The organism is uncultured Chloroflexus sp. (assembly GCF_937129525.1).
Taxonomy (GTDB): Bacteria; Chloroflexota; Chloroflexia; order Chloroflexales; family Chloroflexaceae; genus Chloroflexus.
The window spans coordinates 14,599-34,756 of the sequence record NZ_CAKZNK010000095.1; the positions used below are offsets into that span (position 1 = coordinate 14,599).

16 protein-coding genes are annotated in these 20,158 nt (G+C 56.7%); 9 read left to right on the forward strand and 7 right to left on the reverse strand.

The genetic code is table 11. The features are described from left to right. Positions 1-54: 54 nt before the first annotated feature. The 5 genes from zigA to Q0650_RS12075 all read left to right on the forward strand — a co-directional run bounded on the left by zigA (position 55) and on the right by Q0650_RS12075 (position 5,324). The gene (gene zigA, locus Q0650_RS12055; RefSeq protein WP_298819289.1) at positions 55-1,287 is read left to right on the forward strand and encodes a zinc metallochaperone GTPase ZigA; all 1,233 of its coding nucleotides are present in this window, start codon (positions 55-57) and stop codon (positions 1,285-1,287) included. A 63-nt stretch (positions 1,288-1,350) separates the two neighbouring features. Then, positions 1,351-1,716, forward strand: a complete 366-nt coding sequence (locus tag Q0650_RS12060; RefSeq protein ID WP_298819291.1) for a SaoD/DsrE family protein — start codon at positions 1,351-1,353, stop codon at positions 1,714-1,716. Positions 1,717-2,357: 641 nt separating this feature from the next. Continuing rightward, positions 2,358-3,287, forward strand: a complete 930-nt coding sequence (locus tag Q0650_RS12065) for a Bug family tripartite tricarboxylate transporter substrate binding protein (protein WP_367280817.1) — start codon at positions 2,358-2,360, stop codon at positions 3,285-3,287. Beyond that, the gene (locus tag Q0650_RS12070; protein WP_298819295.1) at positions 3,284-3,775 is read left to right on the forward strand and encodes a tripartite tricarboxylate transporter TctB family protein; all 492 of its coding nucleotides are present in this window, start codon (positions 3,284-3,286) and stop codon (positions 3,773-3,775) included. Before Q0650_RS12065 ends, Q0650_RS12070 begins: the two co-directional genes overlap by 4 nt. A gap of 10 nt (positions 3,776-3,785) precedes the next feature. Further along, complete coding sequence (locus tag Q0650_RS12075) at positions 3,786-5,324, forward strand: tripartite tricarboxylate transporter permease (protein ID WP_298819296.1); 1,539 nt, start codon at positions 3,786-3,788, stop codon at positions 5,322-5,324. 75 nt (positions 5,325-5,399) lie between these two features. On the opposite strand, the gene Q0650_RS12080 is transcribed toward Q0650_RS12075, so the two are convergent. The 6 genes from Q0650_RS12080 to Q0650_RS12105 form a co-directional block, all read right to left on the reverse strand. Beyond that, complete coding sequence (locus Q0650_RS12080; protein WP_298819298.1) at positions 5,400-8,132, reverse strand: phosphoenolpyruvate carboxylase; 2,733 nt, start codon at positions 8,130-8,132, stop codon at positions 5,400-5,402. 267 nt (positions 8,133-8,399) lie between these two features. Next, positions 8,400-11,006, reverse strand: coding sequence for a hypothetical protein (locus tag Q0650_RS12085; protein ID WP_298819300.1), 2,607 nt, complete (start codon positions 11,004-11,006; stop codon positions 8,400-8,402). A gap of 104 nt (positions 11,007-11,110) precedes the next feature. Beyond that, complete coding sequence (locus tag Q0650_RS12090; protein ID WP_298819302.1) at positions 11,111-13,774, reverse strand: Tad domain-containing protein; 2,664 nt, start codon at positions 13,772-13,774, stop codon at positions 11,111-11,113. 72 nt (positions 13,775-13,846) lie between these two features. After that, positions 13,847-14,440, reverse strand: a complete 594-nt coding sequence (locus Q0650_RS12095; RefSeq protein ID WP_298819304.1) for a TadE/TadG family type IV pilus assembly protein — start codon at positions 14,438-14,440, stop codon at positions 13,847-13,849. Positions 14,441-14,463: 23 nt separating this feature from the next. Next, the gene (locus Q0650_RS12100; RefSeq protein WP_298819306.1) at positions 14,464-15,036 is read right to left on the reverse strand and encodes a TadE family protein; all 573 of its coding nucleotides are present in this window, start codon (positions 15,034-15,036) and stop codon (positions 14,464-14,466) included. Between the two features lie 168 nt (positions 15,037-15,204). Beyond that, positions 15,205-15,921, reverse strand: a complete 717-nt coding sequence (locus tag Q0650_RS12105) for an esterase family protein (RefSeq protein ID WP_367280818.1) — start codon at positions 15,919-15,921, stop codon at positions 15,205-15,207. A gap of 99 nt (positions 15,922-16,020) precedes the next feature. Between Q0650_RS12105 and Q0650_RS12110 the strand changes: the two genes are divergently transcribed. The 4 genes from Q0650_RS12110 (at position 16,021) to Q0650_RS12125 (ending at position 19,015) form a co-directional block, all read left to right on the forward strand. Next, positions 16,021-17,214, forward strand: coding sequence for an MFS transporter (locus Q0650_RS12110; protein WP_298819308.1), 1,194 nt, complete (start codon positions 16,021-16,023; stop codon positions 17,212-17,214). A 91-nt stretch (positions 17,215-17,305) separates the two neighbouring features. After that, a complete protein-coding gene (locus Q0650_RS12115; protein ID WP_298819310.1) occupies positions 17,306-17,968 on the forward strand; it encodes a protein disulfide oxidoreductase in 663 nt (220 codons plus the stop codon). Between the two features lie 124 nt (positions 17,969-18,092). Next, positions 18,093-18,728, forward strand: coding sequence for an RNA polymerase sigma factor (locus Q0650_RS12120; RefSeq protein ID WP_298819311.1), 636 nt, complete (start codon positions 18,093-18,095; stop codon positions 18,726-18,728). Positions 18,729-18,751: 23 nt separating this feature from the next. Continuing rightward, complete coding sequence (locus tag Q0650_RS12125; RefSeq protein WP_298819312.1) at positions 18,752-19,015, forward strand: anti-sigma factor; 264 nt, start codon at positions 18,752-18,754, stop codon at positions 19,013-19,015. Here Q0650_RS12125 and Q0650_RS12130 read toward each other — a convergent pair. Further along, positions 19,012-19,908 (reverse strand): LysR family transcriptional regulator, encoded by an 897-nt coding sequence (locus Q0650_RS12130; RefSeq protein WP_298819314.1) that lies wholly within the window; start codon positions 19,906-19,908, stop codon positions 19,012-19,014. The genes Q0650_RS12125 and Q0650_RS12130 overlap by 4 nt on opposite strands. Between the last annotated feature and the right edge of the window lie 250 nt (positions 19,909-20,158).

The following is a 20,158-nucleotide window of genomic DNA, read 5'->3' on the forward strand; positions in this document are numbered from 1 at the left end:
TCGCGTCAGGCAGCACTTTCTTTCGTTTCCAGTTATTGATATAAGGTATCATTTATGGAACAGGCTACCACCCACTCACATCGCCTGCCGGTCACGGTGCTCTCTGGCTTTCTCGGCAGTGGCAAAACCACGCTACTCAATCATGTGCTGGCAAACCGCGACCACATGCGCGTCGCAGTTATCGTCAACGACATGAGTGAAGTCAACATCGACGCCCAACTGGTGCGACGCGGTGAAGCTGCGCTCAGCCGCACTGAAGAACGGCTGGTTGAGCTAACCAATGGCTGCATCTGTTGCACACTCCGCGAAGATTTGCTCGTGGAAGTTGCCCGTCTCGCCCGCGAACGGCGCTTCGACTACATCCTGATCGAGTCGACCGGTATCGCCGAACCGCTGCCGGTGGCCGAAACCTTCACCTTTCCCGGCCCCGATGGAACAGTGCTTGCTGACCTGGCCCGGCTCGACACCATGGTCACGGTGGTTGATGCGTACAACTTCCCGCGCGATCTCTGCGCGCTCGATGAGCTGCGCGACCGTGATCTGGCGGTAGATGAGGAAGACGATCGCACCATCGGCGATTTGCTGATCGAACAGGTTGAATTCGCCGATGTGATTGTGCTCAACAAGATCGATCTGGTTGCTGCCGATGAGCTTGATCGGCTAGAGGCTATCTTATCCAGACTCAATCCCGACGCGCGGATCATCCGCAGCTCGTTCGGACAGGTACCGTTGAACCAGATTCTCAATACCGGTCTGTTCAGCTTCGAGCGCGCAGCCCAGATGCCGGGCTGGCTGAAAGAATTGCGCGGTGAACACACTCCTGAAACTGAAGAGTATGGGATCAGCAGCTTCGTCTTTCGCGCCCGTCGTCCCTTTCACCCCCAGCGTTTCTGGGATCTGCTCCACGATGAATGGCCCGGTGTCTTGCGCTCGAAGGGCATTTTCTGGCTGGCTACCCGAATGGATCAGTGTGGAATCTGGTCACAGGCTGGCGCGTCGTGTCGGATCGAACCGGGCGGTTGGTGGTGGGCGGCCAGCGCCGAACGGCCAGACGATCCTGCTGAGCAAGTGGCATTGGCCGCGATCTGGGATGATCAGTGGGGTGATCGCCGACAGGAGCTGGTCGTGATCGGCCAGGACATGGATACAGCGGCGCTCCAGGCGCGTCTTACAGCTTGCCTGCTCACCGATGCAGAAATGGCCCTCGGCCCATCCGGTTGGACAACTTTTTCTGACCCTTTCGGCAGTTGGGAGATCGCCTTTACCGTCGATGATGAAGCCGGGTAGCGTAACTTGCAGTACAATCAACCGTGTCATTTCGCAACATCTTTGTATCGAAAAGGAGCAGGTATGAAAGTCGCTTACATTTTCGCCACCTCTGGTCACACCGCCAGCTACAAGCTTGGCAAGATGATTCTGCCCCAACTCGAAGCCGGCAACCACGGCGCGCAGGTCGTTGGGATGTTCTTTTTCGACGACAATACCTATCTGCTGCGCGCAGGTGACCCGCTCGGTGAGCGCCTGGCAAAAGTGGCCGCTGAACAGGGCATTTTGCTGATGATGTGCGATCAATGCGCGCTTGAACGCGGATTGGCCGTAGGCGAACTGGGGAATTGTCAGGTGAGCGGCACAGTGGCCGGCGTGCAGGTCGGTTGTTTCCCCGATCTCTATGCTGCGCTGTCCGGTAATCCACCCGATCAGGTGATTACGCTGTAGCTTCTCGGGTGTAGGCAGTCTGTTGCCTGACTGCGCCGGCAACAGACACGAGAGATTCGGTGGTTGGTCTGAGCGCGCTCGCGCGCCAGAGACCAACCATCGTTTTGCATCGTCACGATCAGAATCTACCCTCCCGCAAACAAGCAATAGTCTCAGAGCGAGCGCAAGAAGTTCGCTTCAACCGCATGATGCCGGCAAAACCGCGACTCTGATTGCGCAGATTTGTGGTTGCGCCTCGCACCTCGTTGAAGGCGCGACCGACTATTTACAAACAGTCAACCCAACAGGGCCTGGAAAGTGGCAGGTATTGCGAGAAACGCGCTGGCGCGCAATGTCCGGTATGCGTTACAGGAAACAAACGTTACGTAAATTTGCACATTTGATCTCAATCGATGTTCGACCAAAGGCCGGTTGTTATCACCATCGAGAGAGCAACAATCCCTGCGCGCCCAGACTCCACGCTCACGCTCGCCAGATCGCTCTGAAACATCAGTGCTTGACGCCTGATAACAACTTTTATTATAATCCGCAGTAACATTCCCAAAAAGCACCGGAACAGTTCCAGCACCCGAGAAGGAAAGGAACCGCAATGAGGCAAGTATTCTCGCTTGTTCTGCTGTTTGTCATGGCACTCAGCGCATGTGGGAATTCAGAGTGCGACAACCTCGACCACTGTTGAATACCCAACACAGCCGATCAACATCATGGCCCCGGCTTCACCCGGTGGCGGTTGGGATAGCACAGCTCGCGCAATGCAGACTGCTCTGGCAGCAACCACCAATCAGACTGTCCAGGTCTACAACGTCAGTGGCGCCGGTGGCACGATTGGTCTGGCTCAATTTGTGAATGAAGCGAAGGGCAAGCCGCATGAACTCATGGTCGGTGGCCTGGTAATGGTTGGAGCCATTCAGACCAACAAAGCGCCGGTCAATCTGTCGCAGGTCACGCCCCTCGCCCTGCTCACAGCCGAAGCCGAAGCTATTGTCGTGCCTGCCGATTCGAAATATCAGACCATGCAGGAGCTGATCGAAGACTTCAAGGCCAACCCGACAGCCATAAGCTGGGGAGGCGGTTCGGCTGGCGGCACCGATCACATTTTGGTCGGCTTGATCGCCAAAGCGGTTGGCGTTTCACCGGCGCAGATCAATTACATTGCCTATTCTGGCGGCGGTGAAGCAACGGCAGCGATCCTCTCCGGCGCAGTGACGGCAGGCGTATCGGGAGTGTCTGAGTTCGCCGAACAGGTCGCCGCCGGCACGATGCGGATGCTGGCCGTTTCGAGTGAACAACCGATTGAAGGGGTAAATGCGCCAACCCTCAAAGAGGCCGGCATTGATGTCGCCTTGATGAACTGGCGCGCCGTCTTCGGAGCGCCTGATCTGACTGCTGAACAGCGCGCTGCGGTTATTGCCGCGCTTGAGAAAATGCATGCCAGCAAAGAATGGCAGGATGCGCTGGCGAAAAATGGCTGGACCGACTACTTCCGAGCAGGCGATGAATTCAGCGCCTTCCTCAATAATGAGATTACTCGCATTGAGGCGGTGTTGCGTGATCTCGGATTGATCCAATGAACGCGGAAACTCGGGCACTTCTCTGGCTGAGGCTCACAGCGTTAGCCGTGATCGGTTTGGGTGGGGTTATCCTCACCCAAACCTCACAAATCGGCGAAAATCTCGGATATACGATCATTGGACCGCGATTCTTCCCAACACTGGTCGGGATTGGGTTTCTGATTCTGGGTGGTCTGCTATTTCTTCGCCTTACCATGTTTCCCGATCAGACCTTGATCGACGAGGTGGTCGCTGAAGAACGCATGATCGATTGGCTGATGACCGCTACTGTACTGGCATTGCTGGTCGTGTATGCTGCCCTGTTAGAATCACTCGGCTATGTGCTTGCGACAACTATCTTTTTCGCGCTGAACAGTCGTGTGCTGGGAAGCCGACGCCTCCGCCGCGACGTTCTGATCGGTTTTGCAATTGGCATCGCTGTCTATCTTTTCTTTACCCGCCTCCTCGGTGTTCGCCTCCCCGCTGGTCTGTTGAGCGGTCTGTTATAGGAATATCGTCGTGGAAGTATTCCAGCAATTATTGATCGGCTTCAGTCATGCGCTCACCCCGCAGTACCTGCTGTTAGCCGCTATCGGCGTCACTATCGGCACAGCCGTCGGTGTTCTGCCCGGAATCGGGCCGGCGCTCACCGTCGCCCTCTTGCTGCCACTGACGTACAACTTCGACCCGACCGGCGCATTGATCATGTTCGCCGGCATCTACTATGGCGGTATGTACGGCGGTTCTACCACCTCGATCCTGCTCAACACGCCGGGTGAGTCGGCATCAGTGGCAACAACCCTGGAAGGATTCGCGATGGCGACTTCAGGCCGGGCCGGCGCTGCCCTGGCTACCGCAGCCATCGGATCGTTCGTTGCTGGAACACTCTCTACCCTTTTGCTCACCTTTACCGCGCCGTGGCTGGCCAGAGCTGCGCTACTCTTCCAACCCGCCGACTATTTCGCGCTGACAGTGTTAGCCTTTGTGAGTGTGACCGCACTGGTCGGTTCATCGCTCTTGCGCGGGATGATCAGCCTCTTCATCGGTCTCTTCTTCGGCCTGATCGGAATCGACGTGCTTTCGGGGCAAGTGCGATACACATTCGGCGTGGTTGAGTTGCTCGACGGGATCGATGTGGTCGTCGTTGCCGTCGGTCTGTTTGCAGTTGGTGAAGCGCTCTTCGTGGCCTCACAATTCCGCCAGCGCCGGGAAGAGGTGCTCGCCGTTCGTTCTCGAATCGGAATGAACCGCGAGGAGTGGCGACGCTCGTGGCCGGCATGGTTGCGTGGCGCCTTGATCGGATTTCCTCTTGGCGCCTTGCCCGCCGGTGGCGCAGAAATCCCGACCTTTCTCAGCTACACCCTGGAGAAGCGACTCTCAAAACATCCCGATGAATGGGGGCGTGGCGCTATCGAGGGTGTAGCCGGGCCAGAAGCGGCCAACAATGCCGCTTTTTCCGGCGTTTTGGTGCCCCTCCTGACCCTCGGATTACCAACCTCGGCAACCGCAGCGATTTTGCTCGCCGCTTTCCAAATCTACAATCTCCAACCCGGACCGCTCCTGTTTCAAAAAGCGCCGGATTTGGTGTGGACGCTGATTGCCAGTCTGTACGTTGGCAATGTTATGCTCTTGATCTTGAATCTGCCGCTCATCCGCATCTGGATCAAGATTCTTACCATCCCGCGCTCGCTGCTCTACAGTGGCATCCTCGTGTTCGGCACGCTTGGCGTCTACAGTATGTCCAACAGCTTTATCGATGTCCTCTTGATGTACGGCATCGGCGTCATCGGTTTCTTTATGCGACGGTTTCGCATACCGATCGGGCCGGCCATCCTCGGCCTGATCCTGATGCCACTGGCCGAAGCGCACTTTCGGCGGGCACTGGCTATCAGTCAAGGCGATCTCAGCGTCTTCGTCACCCGTCCCATTGCGCTGAGTCTCCTGCTTGCCACTCTGGTAGCGATCATCTTGCCCTACCTGCCAGTGTTGATCAACCGACTCACCGGCAAGCGAACGCCTGCCGGTCGTCTGGTTTTTGGGCAAGGTGAAGAGGATTGAGCAGCTTCTGTAAAGGCAACTCCTCATTCACCTCAGTTCCGGCCAGGCCGGGCAACGCGATGGTGAATGCGGCTCTCACCCTGTTGTGCGCAAACCGGCTGCAATTGCATTCACCAGCAAGAGCAGATCGGTCAGGGTCTCTTCAGCAGCCGGATCATGAGCGGCCCGCTGCGCTCGCCATTGGCGTAAGAGCGCAATCTGGCGCTGATGCAGCGGCGCCAGTCCGATCTGCCGCCGGGCCAGTGTGGCCGCAATCTGGGGCCGACGTTGGGCAATCGGCATGCCGAAGATGGCGCTCAATGCCGCTTCGGTACGCGCAAACTCGGCGTCGATCAGCTCAAGGAACTGCTGCCGCAGCGCCTCATCTTCGACCAGTCCGGCATAGGCATGCATCGTTTCGCGGTGCGCCGTTTGAATACTGGTGCTCACATTAGCCAGCAGATAACGCAACAATGGCCAGTTCCACTGCTCGGCGCGCACTTGTTCCCAGGCTGCGGGATCGGTCTGCTGTAAAGCGCTCAGAGCGTAACCAACTCCATACCAGCCGGGTAAATAGAAGCGAGCCTGATTCCAGCTAAAGACCCAGGGAATTGCCCGCAGATCGGCCAGCGTGGCCTGACCGGTGCGCCGGGCGGGCCGGGAGCCAATGCGACTCTGCTCGATGACATCAATCGGCGTAGCCTGCCGGAAGAAGGTCAGGAAGCCATCGCGTTCGATCAGATCGCGATAGGCAGCCTGCGCCTGTCGCGCCAACCAGTCCATTACCGGCTCGAGCGGATGTTGCTCAACCGCTTGACGCCGTTGCCGCAACGTATGGACGGTCGTGCCGGCCAGCAGCAACTCTAGATTGTAAGCTGCGGTCAACCGATTAGCATACTTTTGCGCGATCACTTCACCCTGTTCAGTCAGCCGCAAATCGCCATTCAACGTGCCCGGCGGTAACATCGCGATGAAGCGATTGGTTGGCCCGGCGCCGCGACTGATCGTCCCCCCGCGACCATGGAAGAAGCGAATGCGCACCCCGCGCTCGCGCCCCACCTCTGTCATCGCGCGCTGCGCCCGGTAGAGCGCCCACTGACTGGCCAGAATGCCACCATCTTTGTTACTATCGCTATAGCCGATCATGACCTGCTGCACCAGTTCGCCACCGTTGGCCTGGGCACGCAGACTGCGTTGCGTTACCGGATGATCGAGGATGTCGGCTAAAATCTGGGGACTATGTTCGAGATCGTCAATTGTCTCAAACAGAGGCACAACCGGCAAACGACACACCAATCCTTCAGGAGTAGCATAAGCCAGCCCCGCTTCACGGGCCAGCAAATACACAACCAGGACATCAGTAACATCGCGGGTCATACTGATGATGAGCGGGCCAAGCCCGGCCAGCCCGTGGCGCGCAATGTGGGCCACCAATACCCGATAACAACTGACGACTGCTGTCGCTTCCGGGCCAAGTGGTGTGTCGGGATGAGCAAAGGGACGTGGCGAGGCGACTTCGCGTTCGAGCAACGCCAGTCGTTTTGCCGGATCGGGACTGAACAGATCATCGGCAGGCAAGCCGGCAGCCATTAACAACTGCGCCAGCGCGCGATCGTGGAACTGGCTGTTCTGGCGAATGTCGAGCGTGGCCAGGTGAAACCCAAAAGTCTGCACCAACTGGATCAGCGGTCGGACCTCGGCATCGACTAGTCGTTCAGCGCCGATTGCGCGGAGATAACCGGCAAACTCGCGCAAATCACGCAACAGCTCATCGGCCTGACGATAACGGCCAGGCTCATCTACAAGCCGCGCGGCCTCTGCCGGAGCGTCATCAATTGGCAGTCGGGCCAGCATCAGATTGAGCGCCTGTCGCCAGGGCTCGTTGGGATTGCGGGCAATTGCCCGCGCGCCGCGTTCACCCAACCCGTCAGCCAGTCGTTGAATAAGCGTGGTCAATCCCTCCGGCGTCGGTGTCAGCCGATCGGAGATGCTTAGATGACGGGCGGCCAGTCGAAGCCGGCGACGGATCAGGCGCAACGCTTGCAAGCGCAATTCCTGGAGGGTCTGGGCAGTAATGTCGGCGGTGACCAGCGGATGACCATCGCGATCACCCCCCACCCACGAACCGAAACTGAGTCGCGGCCAGTGTTCGGAAAGTAGCGCCAGATCAAACCCGTTTGCCTGCCAGGCGTAGCGTAACTGATTATCGAGCACCGGCAATACATCAGGAAAGACGTTAACCAGGTAGTGCAGAACATTCCGCACTTCCGAGGGCACATCTGGTTTGCTGAGAAAAATGTCACCGGTGCGCCACAAACGTTCGAGCAGTGTCACAATCTCGGCTTCGATCTCAGCCTGCTCTGCCGGTGACCAGCGTTGACTCTCGCGCCGAACCAGCAACAAGTACAGCTCACGATAGTGTTCGAGAACGGTTGCTCGTTTCGCTTCAGTCGGATGCGCAGTCAAGACCGGCTCAACCCGGATGTCCGGCAGTGCTGTCGCGATCTCTTCCGCAGTCCAACCGGCCTGTTGCAGTTTGATCAAGGTATCACGCCAACGCCCCGACTCGGGTGGCAAATCGGGGTCACGATCTGCAATACGGCGCTGCTGAACTGCGGCGTTCTCTTCGGCAATGTTCAACAATTGGAACGCGATCACCAGCGCCTGCGCCAACGCGCGGGTTGGCACGCTGGTTTCCTGGCTGGTCGTTGATCCCCACGGCAGCACTGCTGCCACTTCCTCAGTTGCCACCTTTCGCAACACCGACCGAAAACAGTCTAGCAAGAATCCAAAATCGATATCGACTTTCGCCTGATCTAGTGGTTGCATCTATCTTCACCTCTGCTGGCTTTACGGTAGGAGTGGCAAGTGCGGATCTTGCTGACACAACTCCCAGGTATCATACCATAGAGGCGATAGCCGATAGCCGATAGCCGATAGCCGATAGCCGATAGCCGATAGCCGATAGCCGATAGCCGATAGCCGATAGCCGATAGGCGCTCTACGTAATCTGTGATCTCTTTCGCGAAAAGGGAGAGACGTTGCAATGCAACGTCTCTCCCTTCCTCTAGAGGGTAAGTCGCAAGGTAAAGTCGGTCAGCGATAAATCACCGGGACATAGACATTAATGCCTGACGATGGCGGCAAAATCTCGATTGTCCGAATAATCCCATTGGGTGGCGAAATGTTTTCGCCGCGGTTATTGCTGCGCCCCTGGGCATCTTCACCGGTAAAGGTGGTATAGTCAACCACAATACCGATGTCATATATTCCCGGCTCGGCAAAGATTTGACTCCAGTTTGCAGGGCCGGTCGTTTGCGCATCCAGCCAATCGCTAAGACTCACAGTATATGTCGCGCCAGCTCCCATTGCGCTCTTAGGCACCTGGGCTGAAACTGTTGCGCATTCCGGCAATGCAGTATTTGAGGCATTTGGATCAGGCGGCGGCACTGCCGTCAACGCCGGCGTTGACGGGTTGCTTCGGCGAGCGATGCACAAATCGACAAAGAAACCACCGTCGCCAGTCGCCGCCACAACACTGCGCGTTGCTGCGAGGCTATTGTTGCGCAGATTGCGCAGAGTCAGGACAATATTGCTAAACTGACCGTTCACCGTCTGCACATTGAAGGTATCGATCAAAATATCGGGGCGCGCCGCCACCACCTTCTCAACGGCGAAGTAGTACAGTTTCGGCGAGATGGTGCGATTGCCAGGATCTTGAATCAAGCGAGCCCGAAATTGCATACAGGTAGCCTGAATTTCCTCATCGGGAAAGGCCGTAATCAAGCGCACAGTGTTCTCGCCATTGATTGATCGCAATGCCGAACCTGGATCGCCATCGAGGATACGCCAGCGCGAGGGATTGGTCGAGGCGGTTGAAGGGTTGAAATCGCTTTCGCGACAGGTGCCACTCGTCACCACTGCCCGGAACTGAACTTCAATATCAGCATCGGGATTGGTGGCCGGACGCTCAATACTGGTCAACCACTTCAACGCCAGCAGACGGGAAGTCTCACCTTCGGTTAACACGCTAAATGGCTGCGAGTAATACCATCCTTCCGGCGCGCGGACTGCGCTGGTCGTTTCGTTAGCCCCACCCACACCACCGACAAAAATTGTCGATTGGGGCTGATTACTCTCATTAGAACCACCTGCAACGAAGATCCAGGCCGCGTTGACAGAGCTTGTGCTGCCTGCCGGCGGCACAGCCGGCACCAATGCCACGGAAGCATTGAGGCGTCGGTTTGGTTGCGGCAACACGTAGTCGTTCGTTTCGTCAGTGCCGACAAAATAGGTGTTGCTTTCGGTCAAGTCCTCCAGCAAAAACGAATCATCGTGGATCGACACCGGAATTGTAGCCGTTGCGCCACTGGCTCCCGGCGATCCGGTGGATGTGGAACCGGTCACGTAGTAGAGTCGGTTGTTGAAGCTCAAGCCGGTGACTCCCTGCCGACCCTGAATACTGATCGACTGCGCTCCCCCACCGCTCGTCTTGGCAACCTGGTTCGTCCAGGTCAATGCGCCCGTATCGGGGTTGACATCTGCCCGCCACACTGCCGTATTGAGAGTCGAGCAATTGATGGCAGTGCAGCCGCCTAACAGGAAAATAGCGTCTTTCTGCACCGGCACGCCACTTTCGACCCGGGTTGCCCGCGTAGCGATAGCTGTGCCTGAATGCAGCCCAAATGGCAAATCGTTCAGGCGTTTCCAGACTGTAGGCGGATTGGGATTGGTCGGATTGTCTGGATTCACCAGATTCCCGTTTGCGGCAACCTGAGTGTAAAAGACGAAGGGGTAGAGGTCTTCTTGTAAGAACTGACCAGGCGCAATACTTAACCCACCGATAACGTAGATAAAATCCTTGCCGGCGTTGGTGCGCACATAGGCAATCTGAACGTTCTGAACGCCTCGCAGATCGGGCGAATTTGGATTGGTGATGATGTTACCATTATCATCAAGAGTTGGAAATCGCCAGTTATCAGGCGCACTCCAGGCGGTAATCAGGCCGCTGCTATTGACCGTTGCCCGTTGCACAACGTTGAGTGAAAAGTCGTAAGTCTGACAATTCTGATCGTAGACGCTCCCACCTACAACAAAGATATACCCAAGGTTTGAACCACCGCTATCCGGCACTGCCACTGCCCCGGCTCGCGAACGAGCGTTGAGCAACAGATCACAATCAGGTCCAGGATCAATTCCTGGTATCTCGAAAGCTTGAAAGAAGGCATTGCCATTTGGATATGGTGTTTCATTCGAGACCAGGGAACCTGAATCCTGGACAACCTCGGCCCGATAGACAAAACGCGAACGGTTCTCTTCGTTAGCATTCGGACTGGTCGCGCCACCGACGACAAACAGGTAGCGGTCGAGCGCCACCAGCGCAGCATCGCTCAGCGGTTGCGGCAGGTCAGCGGTTGCGCGCCACTGGTTTCGGTTTAGCGCTCCTACCGGCGCCAGTTCAACCGAGCCAATCTGATCGGGATTGGTCGGCGAAGCGGGGGAGGCCGCAACCACTGTGCGCTGAAAGACACCGCGCGCAAAATCAGACTGGGTATTGTAGATATACTCCGTAAACCCGGTCTCATCTTCAAGAGCGCGCGCTGACGAAGGCGGCCAGGCAGACAGGATAAGCCAGAGCGATAACCCGCCGATGACGAGTAGAGTCAGAGGACGATAGCGACGAAGCTGTAGCAATGACATCATTACCATAACCTCCCTGGCGGCGATATAGGGCAGCGCAAGTGGTATCGCTGACAAAAACCGGTGCTATACGGGCGGTATAGCGCCTGCATGCCGTCGTATTGCGATCAGTTCACACTGCACACATTGCCATCGAGGCGTATGCGCAGATTCTGCTCGATTGTGGAGATAAATCCAACTCCCTGACCAGACGGCTCAAGCGTCACAATCATATCAGACTGGGTCGAGCTACCATTGAAGATCTGGCTGTACATCCGTGGGCCTGCCGTCGGCGGATCGAGCGGATGCCGGTAGAAGAGATAGGCCTGCATCCGATACGTGCCGCGCGGAATCTCCTCAAAGGTATAGCGCACCCGACCATCAGTGCCGGCCACGATCGGCGCTCGATAAATGCTACCGGTCGTCACATCCTCCAGGATCACCTCGCCGACATTCGGGTAGCGCAGGCCGCCAACGGACTGGAAGTGATCGCCAGGAATAGTGGCGCGCCACTCGCCATCGCTGCCGTTGATACACGGCCCACGCTCGACCTGCTCGTTAATTGCCAGCATGATCCGGTCAACGTTGTTCAAGCCATCAGGTCCGCGTTGTAGCGTCTCGGCAATATAGAAGTGACGCGGCGTTGAAGCAACTCCATCCCGCAAGCCAACTGTAGGCACCGAGGAAATCGTCAGCACATAGATGTCGGTTTGCACATCCTGGCGTGATTTGATGGCCTGCGCCTGCTGGATCATTTGCGTGAGCGGGCGATCAAAGGTCTTGTTGCCTGACGTGTAGAGGCCACCCACCTCAGTGGTCTGGCATTCCGCAGTGTCCAGTACCGCTCCCTCCAAAGCGCGACACCAGTGACCTTGCGGGTACGTGTTACTATTGCTCTGACCACCATTCAGAGTACTATTGCTCGTGTCGATGAAGTAGTTCGGCAACCCGTCGGTAACAAAGATGACTACTCGTCGATACGACCACTCACGGCCATTGTGAACTATCTTTGTTGGGGCGCGATCGAGTATCTCGCGAACCCGATAAAGCGCGCCGGCTGCGTTCGTTCCGCCCCAGGTCAGGTACGGATCGCCATTGGTGAAGAAGTCATTGCTTCCCCAAGTCCTGGGAGCGCGACCAGCGTCGTTCGTAGCTCTTACATTGTGAGCGCCAGCGGCGTGAATAACCCGCTTCAACTCCACCGGATCGCTGCTGAAACCGGTGTTCAGACTTGGATACTGGTACCCTTGCGGCATATCGTGGATAAACCAGACGATCTTCATCTGATCCGATGGCCGGGCGCTGTCATACCCTTCATTGCCGGGCATATTGGTCTGATCAACGAGCAGTTTCGTCGCCTCTTTCGCAACATAGATTCGACGCTCTTCGAGCGGTGTCCAGGCATATTGGGGAGAGCCATTGCAGATCTGCTTGCCGCTTCTATCACGATCGACAGGCTCTCCATTCGGACCTGGCAGGCATTGGCGCGCCACCCCATTCACCCGACCCCGCCCAAGGAAGTCAGCGTTCATTGAACCGGTAACATCCAACACAACCACGTATTGCACCGGCAACCGCTCGCCCACATTAACCTGATATTCCGGCCACAGCTCGACACTACCGGTCAGGCGCACCACGCTGGTATTTTCGGGTGGTGGCGGAGTGGCCGAGCAAGCGGTACCCTGCCGGTCAGGTTCGCCGAGGAAGATGAAATCCATGTAGTTGCGATTTCGCTCGCGGCCATATTCGGTCAGCACGAAGAGACCGAAGCGAACGACGCGATAGGCGGCATTAGATCCCTGTCCGACTGCCACGTCGTAGATAGGCAACACCATGCGGGTGCCGTTGGCAATATGCGCATCGAGCGCGCCGCGCACATCGGTGCTGTTGTTATAACCGGTGCTCCCGTAGATCCAGTCGCCGATATTCAACTCGCCGGGCCGTTCAGGATAATTTGACGGCTGAGGCAGATGGCTGGCCGGCCAGGGGGTCACCTCCATGAAACCGCGGGAGAGCGTTCCGGTGCCGGTGAGCGACATCGCCAGTTCCTGATTGCTGTTGGCGTTGGCGCCGCTCGCGCCGCGACCATCGAGCCAGCGCAGCCAGCCAAAGCCGCCTGGCGTTGCGCCATCAGCCGGATAGAGGCGCATTTTGGTATAACCCCTGTAAGTTCCGGTAGTAAGACGTTGCCAGTTATTATCTGGCTGACCATCGTTATCGGCGTCACCCGGATTGCGAAATTCGTTGCCGCTGATGTAGTCGTTGTTAACGCCAATCGGAAACACGCCATCAGTGGGCGGGCAAGTGCCGGCATAAGCGGTAGCCGCAATCGGCAGTTGATTCTGATTGACAACGCGGGCAAAGGTAGTGTCAACCATGCCTTCAAGGTTGACCTGGATGTACGCCGCGTTATCGGGAGCTACCGTGCCGTCGCGAGTAATGCGAGCGCCGCCCTCAAGCGGTTCGCCGCGGGCATTGAGGTAGAACGCTTCCAGTTCGATATTTGGATCGTTCTCGACATCGATGCCGTTAGAGCGCAGCGAGTTGACAATCGCATTATAAATGACCGTGTTCGTCGTGCCAGCCGGACGGCGAAGGTATGTGTTCATCGCCGCGAGTGACGCGGCGTTGGCAGCGGCGACAGCCCGTCGCTCCTCAGAAAAGGTGCGACCCACGTCTACCGATAAAGCCACCATCCCCATCAACACAACGATCATCAGGGCCAGCAAAGGGATGCTTTGACCCCGCGCTCGTCGTGGCGGGTTGTGATTAATGTTGCGACGCTTCGACATAGTTTTCCTCCGCTTTCTTGATCGGGTTGATGCTTCGATGATGACCAGCAGATAGCGAACCCTCATTCCTCGCTAACCAACAAACTGACTCCGGATAGGCATTGTGTGAGTCACGCGCAAAATGATCTCTCTTCCGAGCACCGGCGCAAATGGAAAGAACAGCCGATAGCGATAGCGAATGGTCACTCTGATCCAGCAGTTCTGACCAGCGTTGCGCATATCAACACGCGGCGTAGTCGTCGCGCACGTGCCACTCAAATTGGCCGGATTGGATCCTTTGGGATTTTCAATAATCACAAAACCATTCGGATTTGTTGGATTGTTTTTATCAAAAATAAGAGACAATTGTAGCTGGTCATTGACACCATCATTATTTAAATCCATGAGATTAGCGACCCCAACCGGCTGGGTACCGCCAGCCGTTCGGATTCGTCTGTAAATCTCTTCGTAATTGAGTCGAACCTCTGTCACCTGTCCACTGCTATTGGTCACAACTACCGGATAGCTGCCATATGTCGCTCCTTCCTGAGCCGCGGCTCGCAGCGCCTGCAGGGTAAAAAAGATCAGGCCAAGATCAACCGCCGCGGACAGCAACAGAAAGATGATGGTGGCAGTCAAAGCAAACTCAACCAGGGCTTGTCCAACAGTTTTGCGACGACGCTTCATCTGTCATCTCCTCTTTCATGCTTTCACTGGCCGGTCTGCATGTTCTGCCAGTCGGCGACATCGCGGGCGCAAGCCACGCCGCGTGGATTGTTTGGGTCAACGCCAAGGTTTTCAATCGAGCGGCGCTGAATGACGCGCAACGTGAAGTTGTTATCATCAAGACCGATCAAATCGAAGAGCGGCGTGATCCCCCGGATTGGATAGTTGATCTCTATTTCAATCGGCCCGCGATCGCTGAGGTTGCGGGTACCCCCACCCCCTGGGTAACGAATAGTGACATAATCCTCGATGCGCCGTCCTTCATTTGCTGAACCATCAAACAGCACAATGTCAGAGCGAATCGCTTCCATAATCCCGCGCACACACGCATCGGCAGTAAAACCGGGATAGTTAGCGGGAGGATTGTTGCGCAATTGCAGCCAGGTTTCATGAGGCGGCAATTGAGCGGCTGCTTCAGCGCCGTTACGGGCTGCCTGCGAGACCATCGAGTAGGCAAAGATGATGTAGCCAAACTCGATGATGCCGAACAATACGATCAGCATAAACGGCAGCAGGAGAGCCATCTCAACCATTGATTGTCCCTGTTTTACCTTCATGGCGCGCGCTCCTACTCAAGACATTTGCTCTGGTTATCAGTATATGACGACAGGGCCGGTGGTAGAATAGTCCGAAGGTACCGGCTTTTTTGACGCTAGCGAGCATTAAAACAGCGAAACAGGCGCCGGTTCACGCCTGTCTCGGCCATCTGGCGGTCGGTCGTTGACTCAATCGTGACCGCCAATATATTGCACGATCATGCGCTGCCAGTAGGGCCAATCATGGCACCAGCCGTCCCAAATCCGTAGAGCGTTGCCGATTCCTTTCGCCCAGAGCTGACTGGAGAGCAATTCGTTCGACCACGCCGCTGGATCGTCGCGCCCGGTAACCAGGATAATATCGGTTTCTCGCAGACGATCGATCGTCCAGGGATCGTTGAGATTTGGCACGAAGTCAACCGGATTGTGAAAGTAGACCCCTTGCGTGTAGTTAGTAAAGAACCGCTTGAGATCGTACAATCCCGACAACCCGATCACGCGCCGCACCAGACCAGGATGACGCAGAGTGAAGATCACCGCTTCACTGGCTCCAAACGAGCACCCGGTCGCAATCAGAAATGGATTGGAATTGAGATGACGTATCAATGGCAACACCTCGGTCAGTAGATAGTGTTCGTACTGTTCTTCACGCCAGATCCGGGCATCTGTGTCGGCAGTGTAGTTGTACCAGCTCTCGCTGTTAACGCTATCGACACAGATGAGCTGGATCCAGCCTTGCTCTAGGTGATGCCCCAATGCGGCGACCATCCCCCGATCCTCGTATTCATAAAACCGACCGTGTGAAGTGGGGAAAACGAGTACCGGCGCGCCGGCATGGCCGAATATGAGCAGTTCCATCGTTCGATTAAGGGCAGGGCTGTGCCATGAGTGATATTGACGTTGCATAATCTACAGGCCACGAAGTTTACATTTGCGAGTGACAATAAGCAAAATGATAGTCCGGGCTGGCGTGGCTGTCAACGCCAGCCGGAAAGGTAGTAGTGCATGACCTCACTGACTGCAACCGGCCTGCGCGAACTCACCTGGTCACAAATCGTTGCGCTCATCTGGGGCCGCTGGCTGATGAGTCTCGCCTTCCGGATTGTCTACCCATTGCTGGCGTTTCTTGCCGCCGGTTTCACTATCGATCTCAGCGCTGCCAGTCTGTTGATCACAGTGCAGGTGGCAGCATCGTTACTCAGTCCACTCGGTGGCGCGCTCAGCGACCGGTTCGGCGATCGTGTAACGCTCATCTGGAGCAGTGCTATTTTCACGCTCGGCGCCACCATCTGCGCGTTCAGCAACGCCTTCATTCCCTTTATGATCGGCTATGCCGTGATCGGGCTGGCAATTGCGCTGGGGATGCCGGCATTGCAGAGCTATGTAAGCGCGCGTAGCCGATACGAACGTCGGGCCAGAATGCTTGGCGCACTGGAATTGAGCTGGGCATTGTCAGCGCTGATCGGCGTGCCGCTGGCAACGGCGATCGCTGAGCGATTTGGAATCGGCGCTGTATTTGGCAGCCTGGCGCTTGCCGGCGCATCTATGATTGGATTGTATGCTATACTGCCTGTTGATCCTCCCGCACTCGCTCCATCGCACCCGGCTGGATCATCGACATCCGCAGCCAACACCATGGCAGTGTTGCGCCAACCAACAGTCGTGGCCGCGCTAGGGTTTATCTTGATACAACTGGCCGCAGTTGAGCTGATTTTCGTGAGCTACGCCGGTTGGCTGAGCAGCGTATTCGGGGCGACCACCACCCAATTAGGTCTGGTCTTTGCTCTTTTGGGATTGGTTGAACTGATCGGTTCACTGACTGCTACCCTCTTCACCGATCGGATCGGCAAACGGCGCGCGGTATTAGCTGGTTTTGCGCTGGTAGGGATCTGGCTGTTACTCTTGCCCTTGAGCGGTTCGTGGCCGGTCTTTCTCGCAGTGCTGCTGGCTTTTGATCTGTGTTTCGAGTTTGCGATTGTCTCAGCCTTTCCCCTCTTCAGCGGTCTCAGCGCCAGGGGACGCGGCGCGATCCTGGCGATGATGACGGCGTGCATCGGTGGTGGACGTATTCTCGGTTCGCTGGCCGGGCCATGGATAACGGCCACTGCCGGCTATACGCTGAATAGCATGCTGGCTGGCGGTCTGGTCTTGCTCGGCGTCGGATTGGGTGTATGGATGATACGCGAAGGGCGGGTTTGAAGCAAGGGGATCGCGCGGTGTAACCAGCTTCGCGCCAGTTGCATCGTATTGGTAGCAATAACAAACGTTGCCACGAGAAAGGAAGCCAACTATGGCCTTGATGCAGGAAAAAGATCGCAAAGCGGTAACGGAAGCCTTCGCTGGATTGCAGCGCCCGGTCGAGATCGTGTTATTTACCTCGGCAGAGAGCGGTGAATACAGTGAAGTTACCCATGAACTGCTCCAGGAGGTGGTGGCGCTTAACCCGCTGTTGCGTCTGAACGTGTACGATCTGGAGAGCGATGGCGCATACGCCGCAGAACTGGGAGTTGACAAAGCGCCCGGAATCGTCTTCTTGATCGGTGAAGAGCGACAAAATCACGGGTTGCGCTTTGCCGGTTTGCCCAGCGGCTACGAATTTGCTTCGTTGATCGAGGCGATCCGGCTGGCTGGCGGCGCCGCGCAACCCGATTTGCAACCGGCAACGCTGGCGTTGCTCGAGACGATCAAGGCGCCGATGCACTTGCAGGTGTTTGTGACTCCAACCTGCCCCTATTGCCCGCGAGCCGTCGTTATGGCGTACCGGCTGGCTCTTGCCAACCCGTATATCACCGCTGAGGGGATTGAAGTGACCGAATTTCCCGAACTCGGTGATCGCTATGCAGTAATGGGTGTGCCAAAGACAGTGATTGACGATCTGGTGCATATCGAAGGGGCAGTGCCGGAAGGGATGATGGTCAACAAGCTGCGTGAGGCAATTGTCGCTGCGGCGTGATAGTCAATGGCTTGAGCAACTCTTGCCGGTTGTCTGATAGCGGCAGCGCGCCACGCAGATCCAGCCCGCCATCGCAGGTATGTTATACTAAACAGTACCAGCATGGCTGCGATGGAGGAACACTGTGCCGGGACCAATTATCGACCTTTCGCTGTACGATGACGAGCAAGCGTTGCTTGACGGGTTGCGTCGCGGTGACCCTGACGCCTGCACCTGCTTCGTGAAACGCTTTGCGCCTTTAGTCTATGCGCGGGCGCTGCGTTTGCTCGGCGATGCAGACGACGCCGAAAATGTATTGCAGACCACATTTATCAAAGCGTGCGCCGCGCTGTCTGAATATACCGGAGCCGGTAGCCTGAAGAGCTGGCTCTACCGGATTGCTTCAAATGAAGGATTGATGCTCTTGCGGCAAAAGCGACCACAGGTTGGCCTGGATGCCGCCGGTGAGCTGACGCCGGACGAAACAGATCTTCATTTCAACATTCCATGGGCGCTTGATCCGGCGCGGAGCGTTCTCGAAGGGGAATTGCGGCGCGAAATTGCCCGCGCAATTGCCGAATTGCCCGATGGATTGCGGGAAGTGGTGGTCTTGCGCGATATTGAACAATTGAGCACCGAAGAGACAGCCGAGCGGCTGGGTATCAGCGCTGGCGCGGTCAAGGTGCGCCTCCACCGCGCTCGTTTGCGGTTACGCGAAGCGTTGGCACGGTATCTCGAAACTGTCAGCGAGACCACATCCCAAAGGGATAACAGCGCCTGACCCTGGCGCGGCTGAGGAATCTCATGGAATCGCATGCGCATCATCACTGTCTTGACCTCATTGATCGCCTGAACGAGTATCTTGATGGCGAGCTGAATGCAGATTCTTGCGCCGAGCTAGAAGCGCACTTGCGCGCCTGTCCGGAATGTCAGGAATTGCTGCTGTCGTTGCAACAGACGGTGGATCTGCTCCACCATCTCGACGATGAGCCGCTGCCACTGCCGCCGGCGCTAGAGGATCGTCTCGCGCGCCAGTTGCAACAACGACTGGCGACCAAATCGCACTAACGGCCATAATGAGCGGTCAGTAACTGGCGAAACGCATACGCAACCGGCGACAACGGTCGCGCTGCGCGCCAGAGCAAGCGTAGCGTGCGCCGCAACAGGCGGCCCTTAATAGCAATCGGATGCAGCGCCCCTACCTCTTGTTCGGCAGAGATGGTATACAAGGGCAAAATGGTCAGACCGGTTCCGATCATCACCATCCGTTTGATCGACTCAAGATTATCAAGCTCGGCAATGACGCGCGGAGTCAACGATTGTTCGCGCAATGCCTGATCGAGCCACGAGCGGGTCTGACTATTCGATTGACGCATAACCATTGGCTGGCCGGCCAGCTCGCTTAATGCAACCTCATCCCTGCCCCACCATGGATGACGGCGACCAACGATGACATACTGGTCGAACTCACGCAACGGTTGTTGCTGAATATCAGAGGCAGTGCTTTCTAGCTCTCCTTCAATTGCACCTAGATCAAGAGCGCCGCTGCGCAACTCGTTGACAATCGCCGGCGTAGTGCCGGTCTGCACGCTGACGGCGAGATTCGGGTACCGCTGGCCAAACATCTGTACCCATTCGGGCAAAAGATAAGCGCTAACGCCGGGTGTAACCCCGATCAGCAACTGACCGGCCCGCAGACCGGCCACATCGGTCACGGCCAGCTCCGCTTCCGCGACGAGGCGAAAGATACCCTCGCAGTATGCCAGCAAGCGCTGCCCGGCAGGAGTCAGTTCGACGCCGCGTCGGCCCCGCACAAACAGCTCGGTACCCAACGACTCTTCTAACGCGCGAATATGCTGGCTTACGCCTGATTGAGTCATGTGCAACTGCTCAGCAGCTTTGCTAAGGCTGCCTGCCGCAACCACCCGAGTGAAGATATCGAGCTTGTACAGATCGAGCATCGTTGCTCTCCTGACGCCCAGGCGCATATCTCGCGACGCGGAAGCGCCATTCCACGGCGTCATCAACACGCAAAAACCACCAGCTTACCCCGCGAACAGGCCATCTATTCCATATTGTAATAACCGACCCTTATCAGAGGTATAAGTCTTCACTAAGAGATAGTATAAGCAAGTTCCGGCTTCTGCCAAGAGGGATTTTTTGTTATCATTCGTACAAACAATACCAACACTCTAGTCAAGCGGCTGGCGC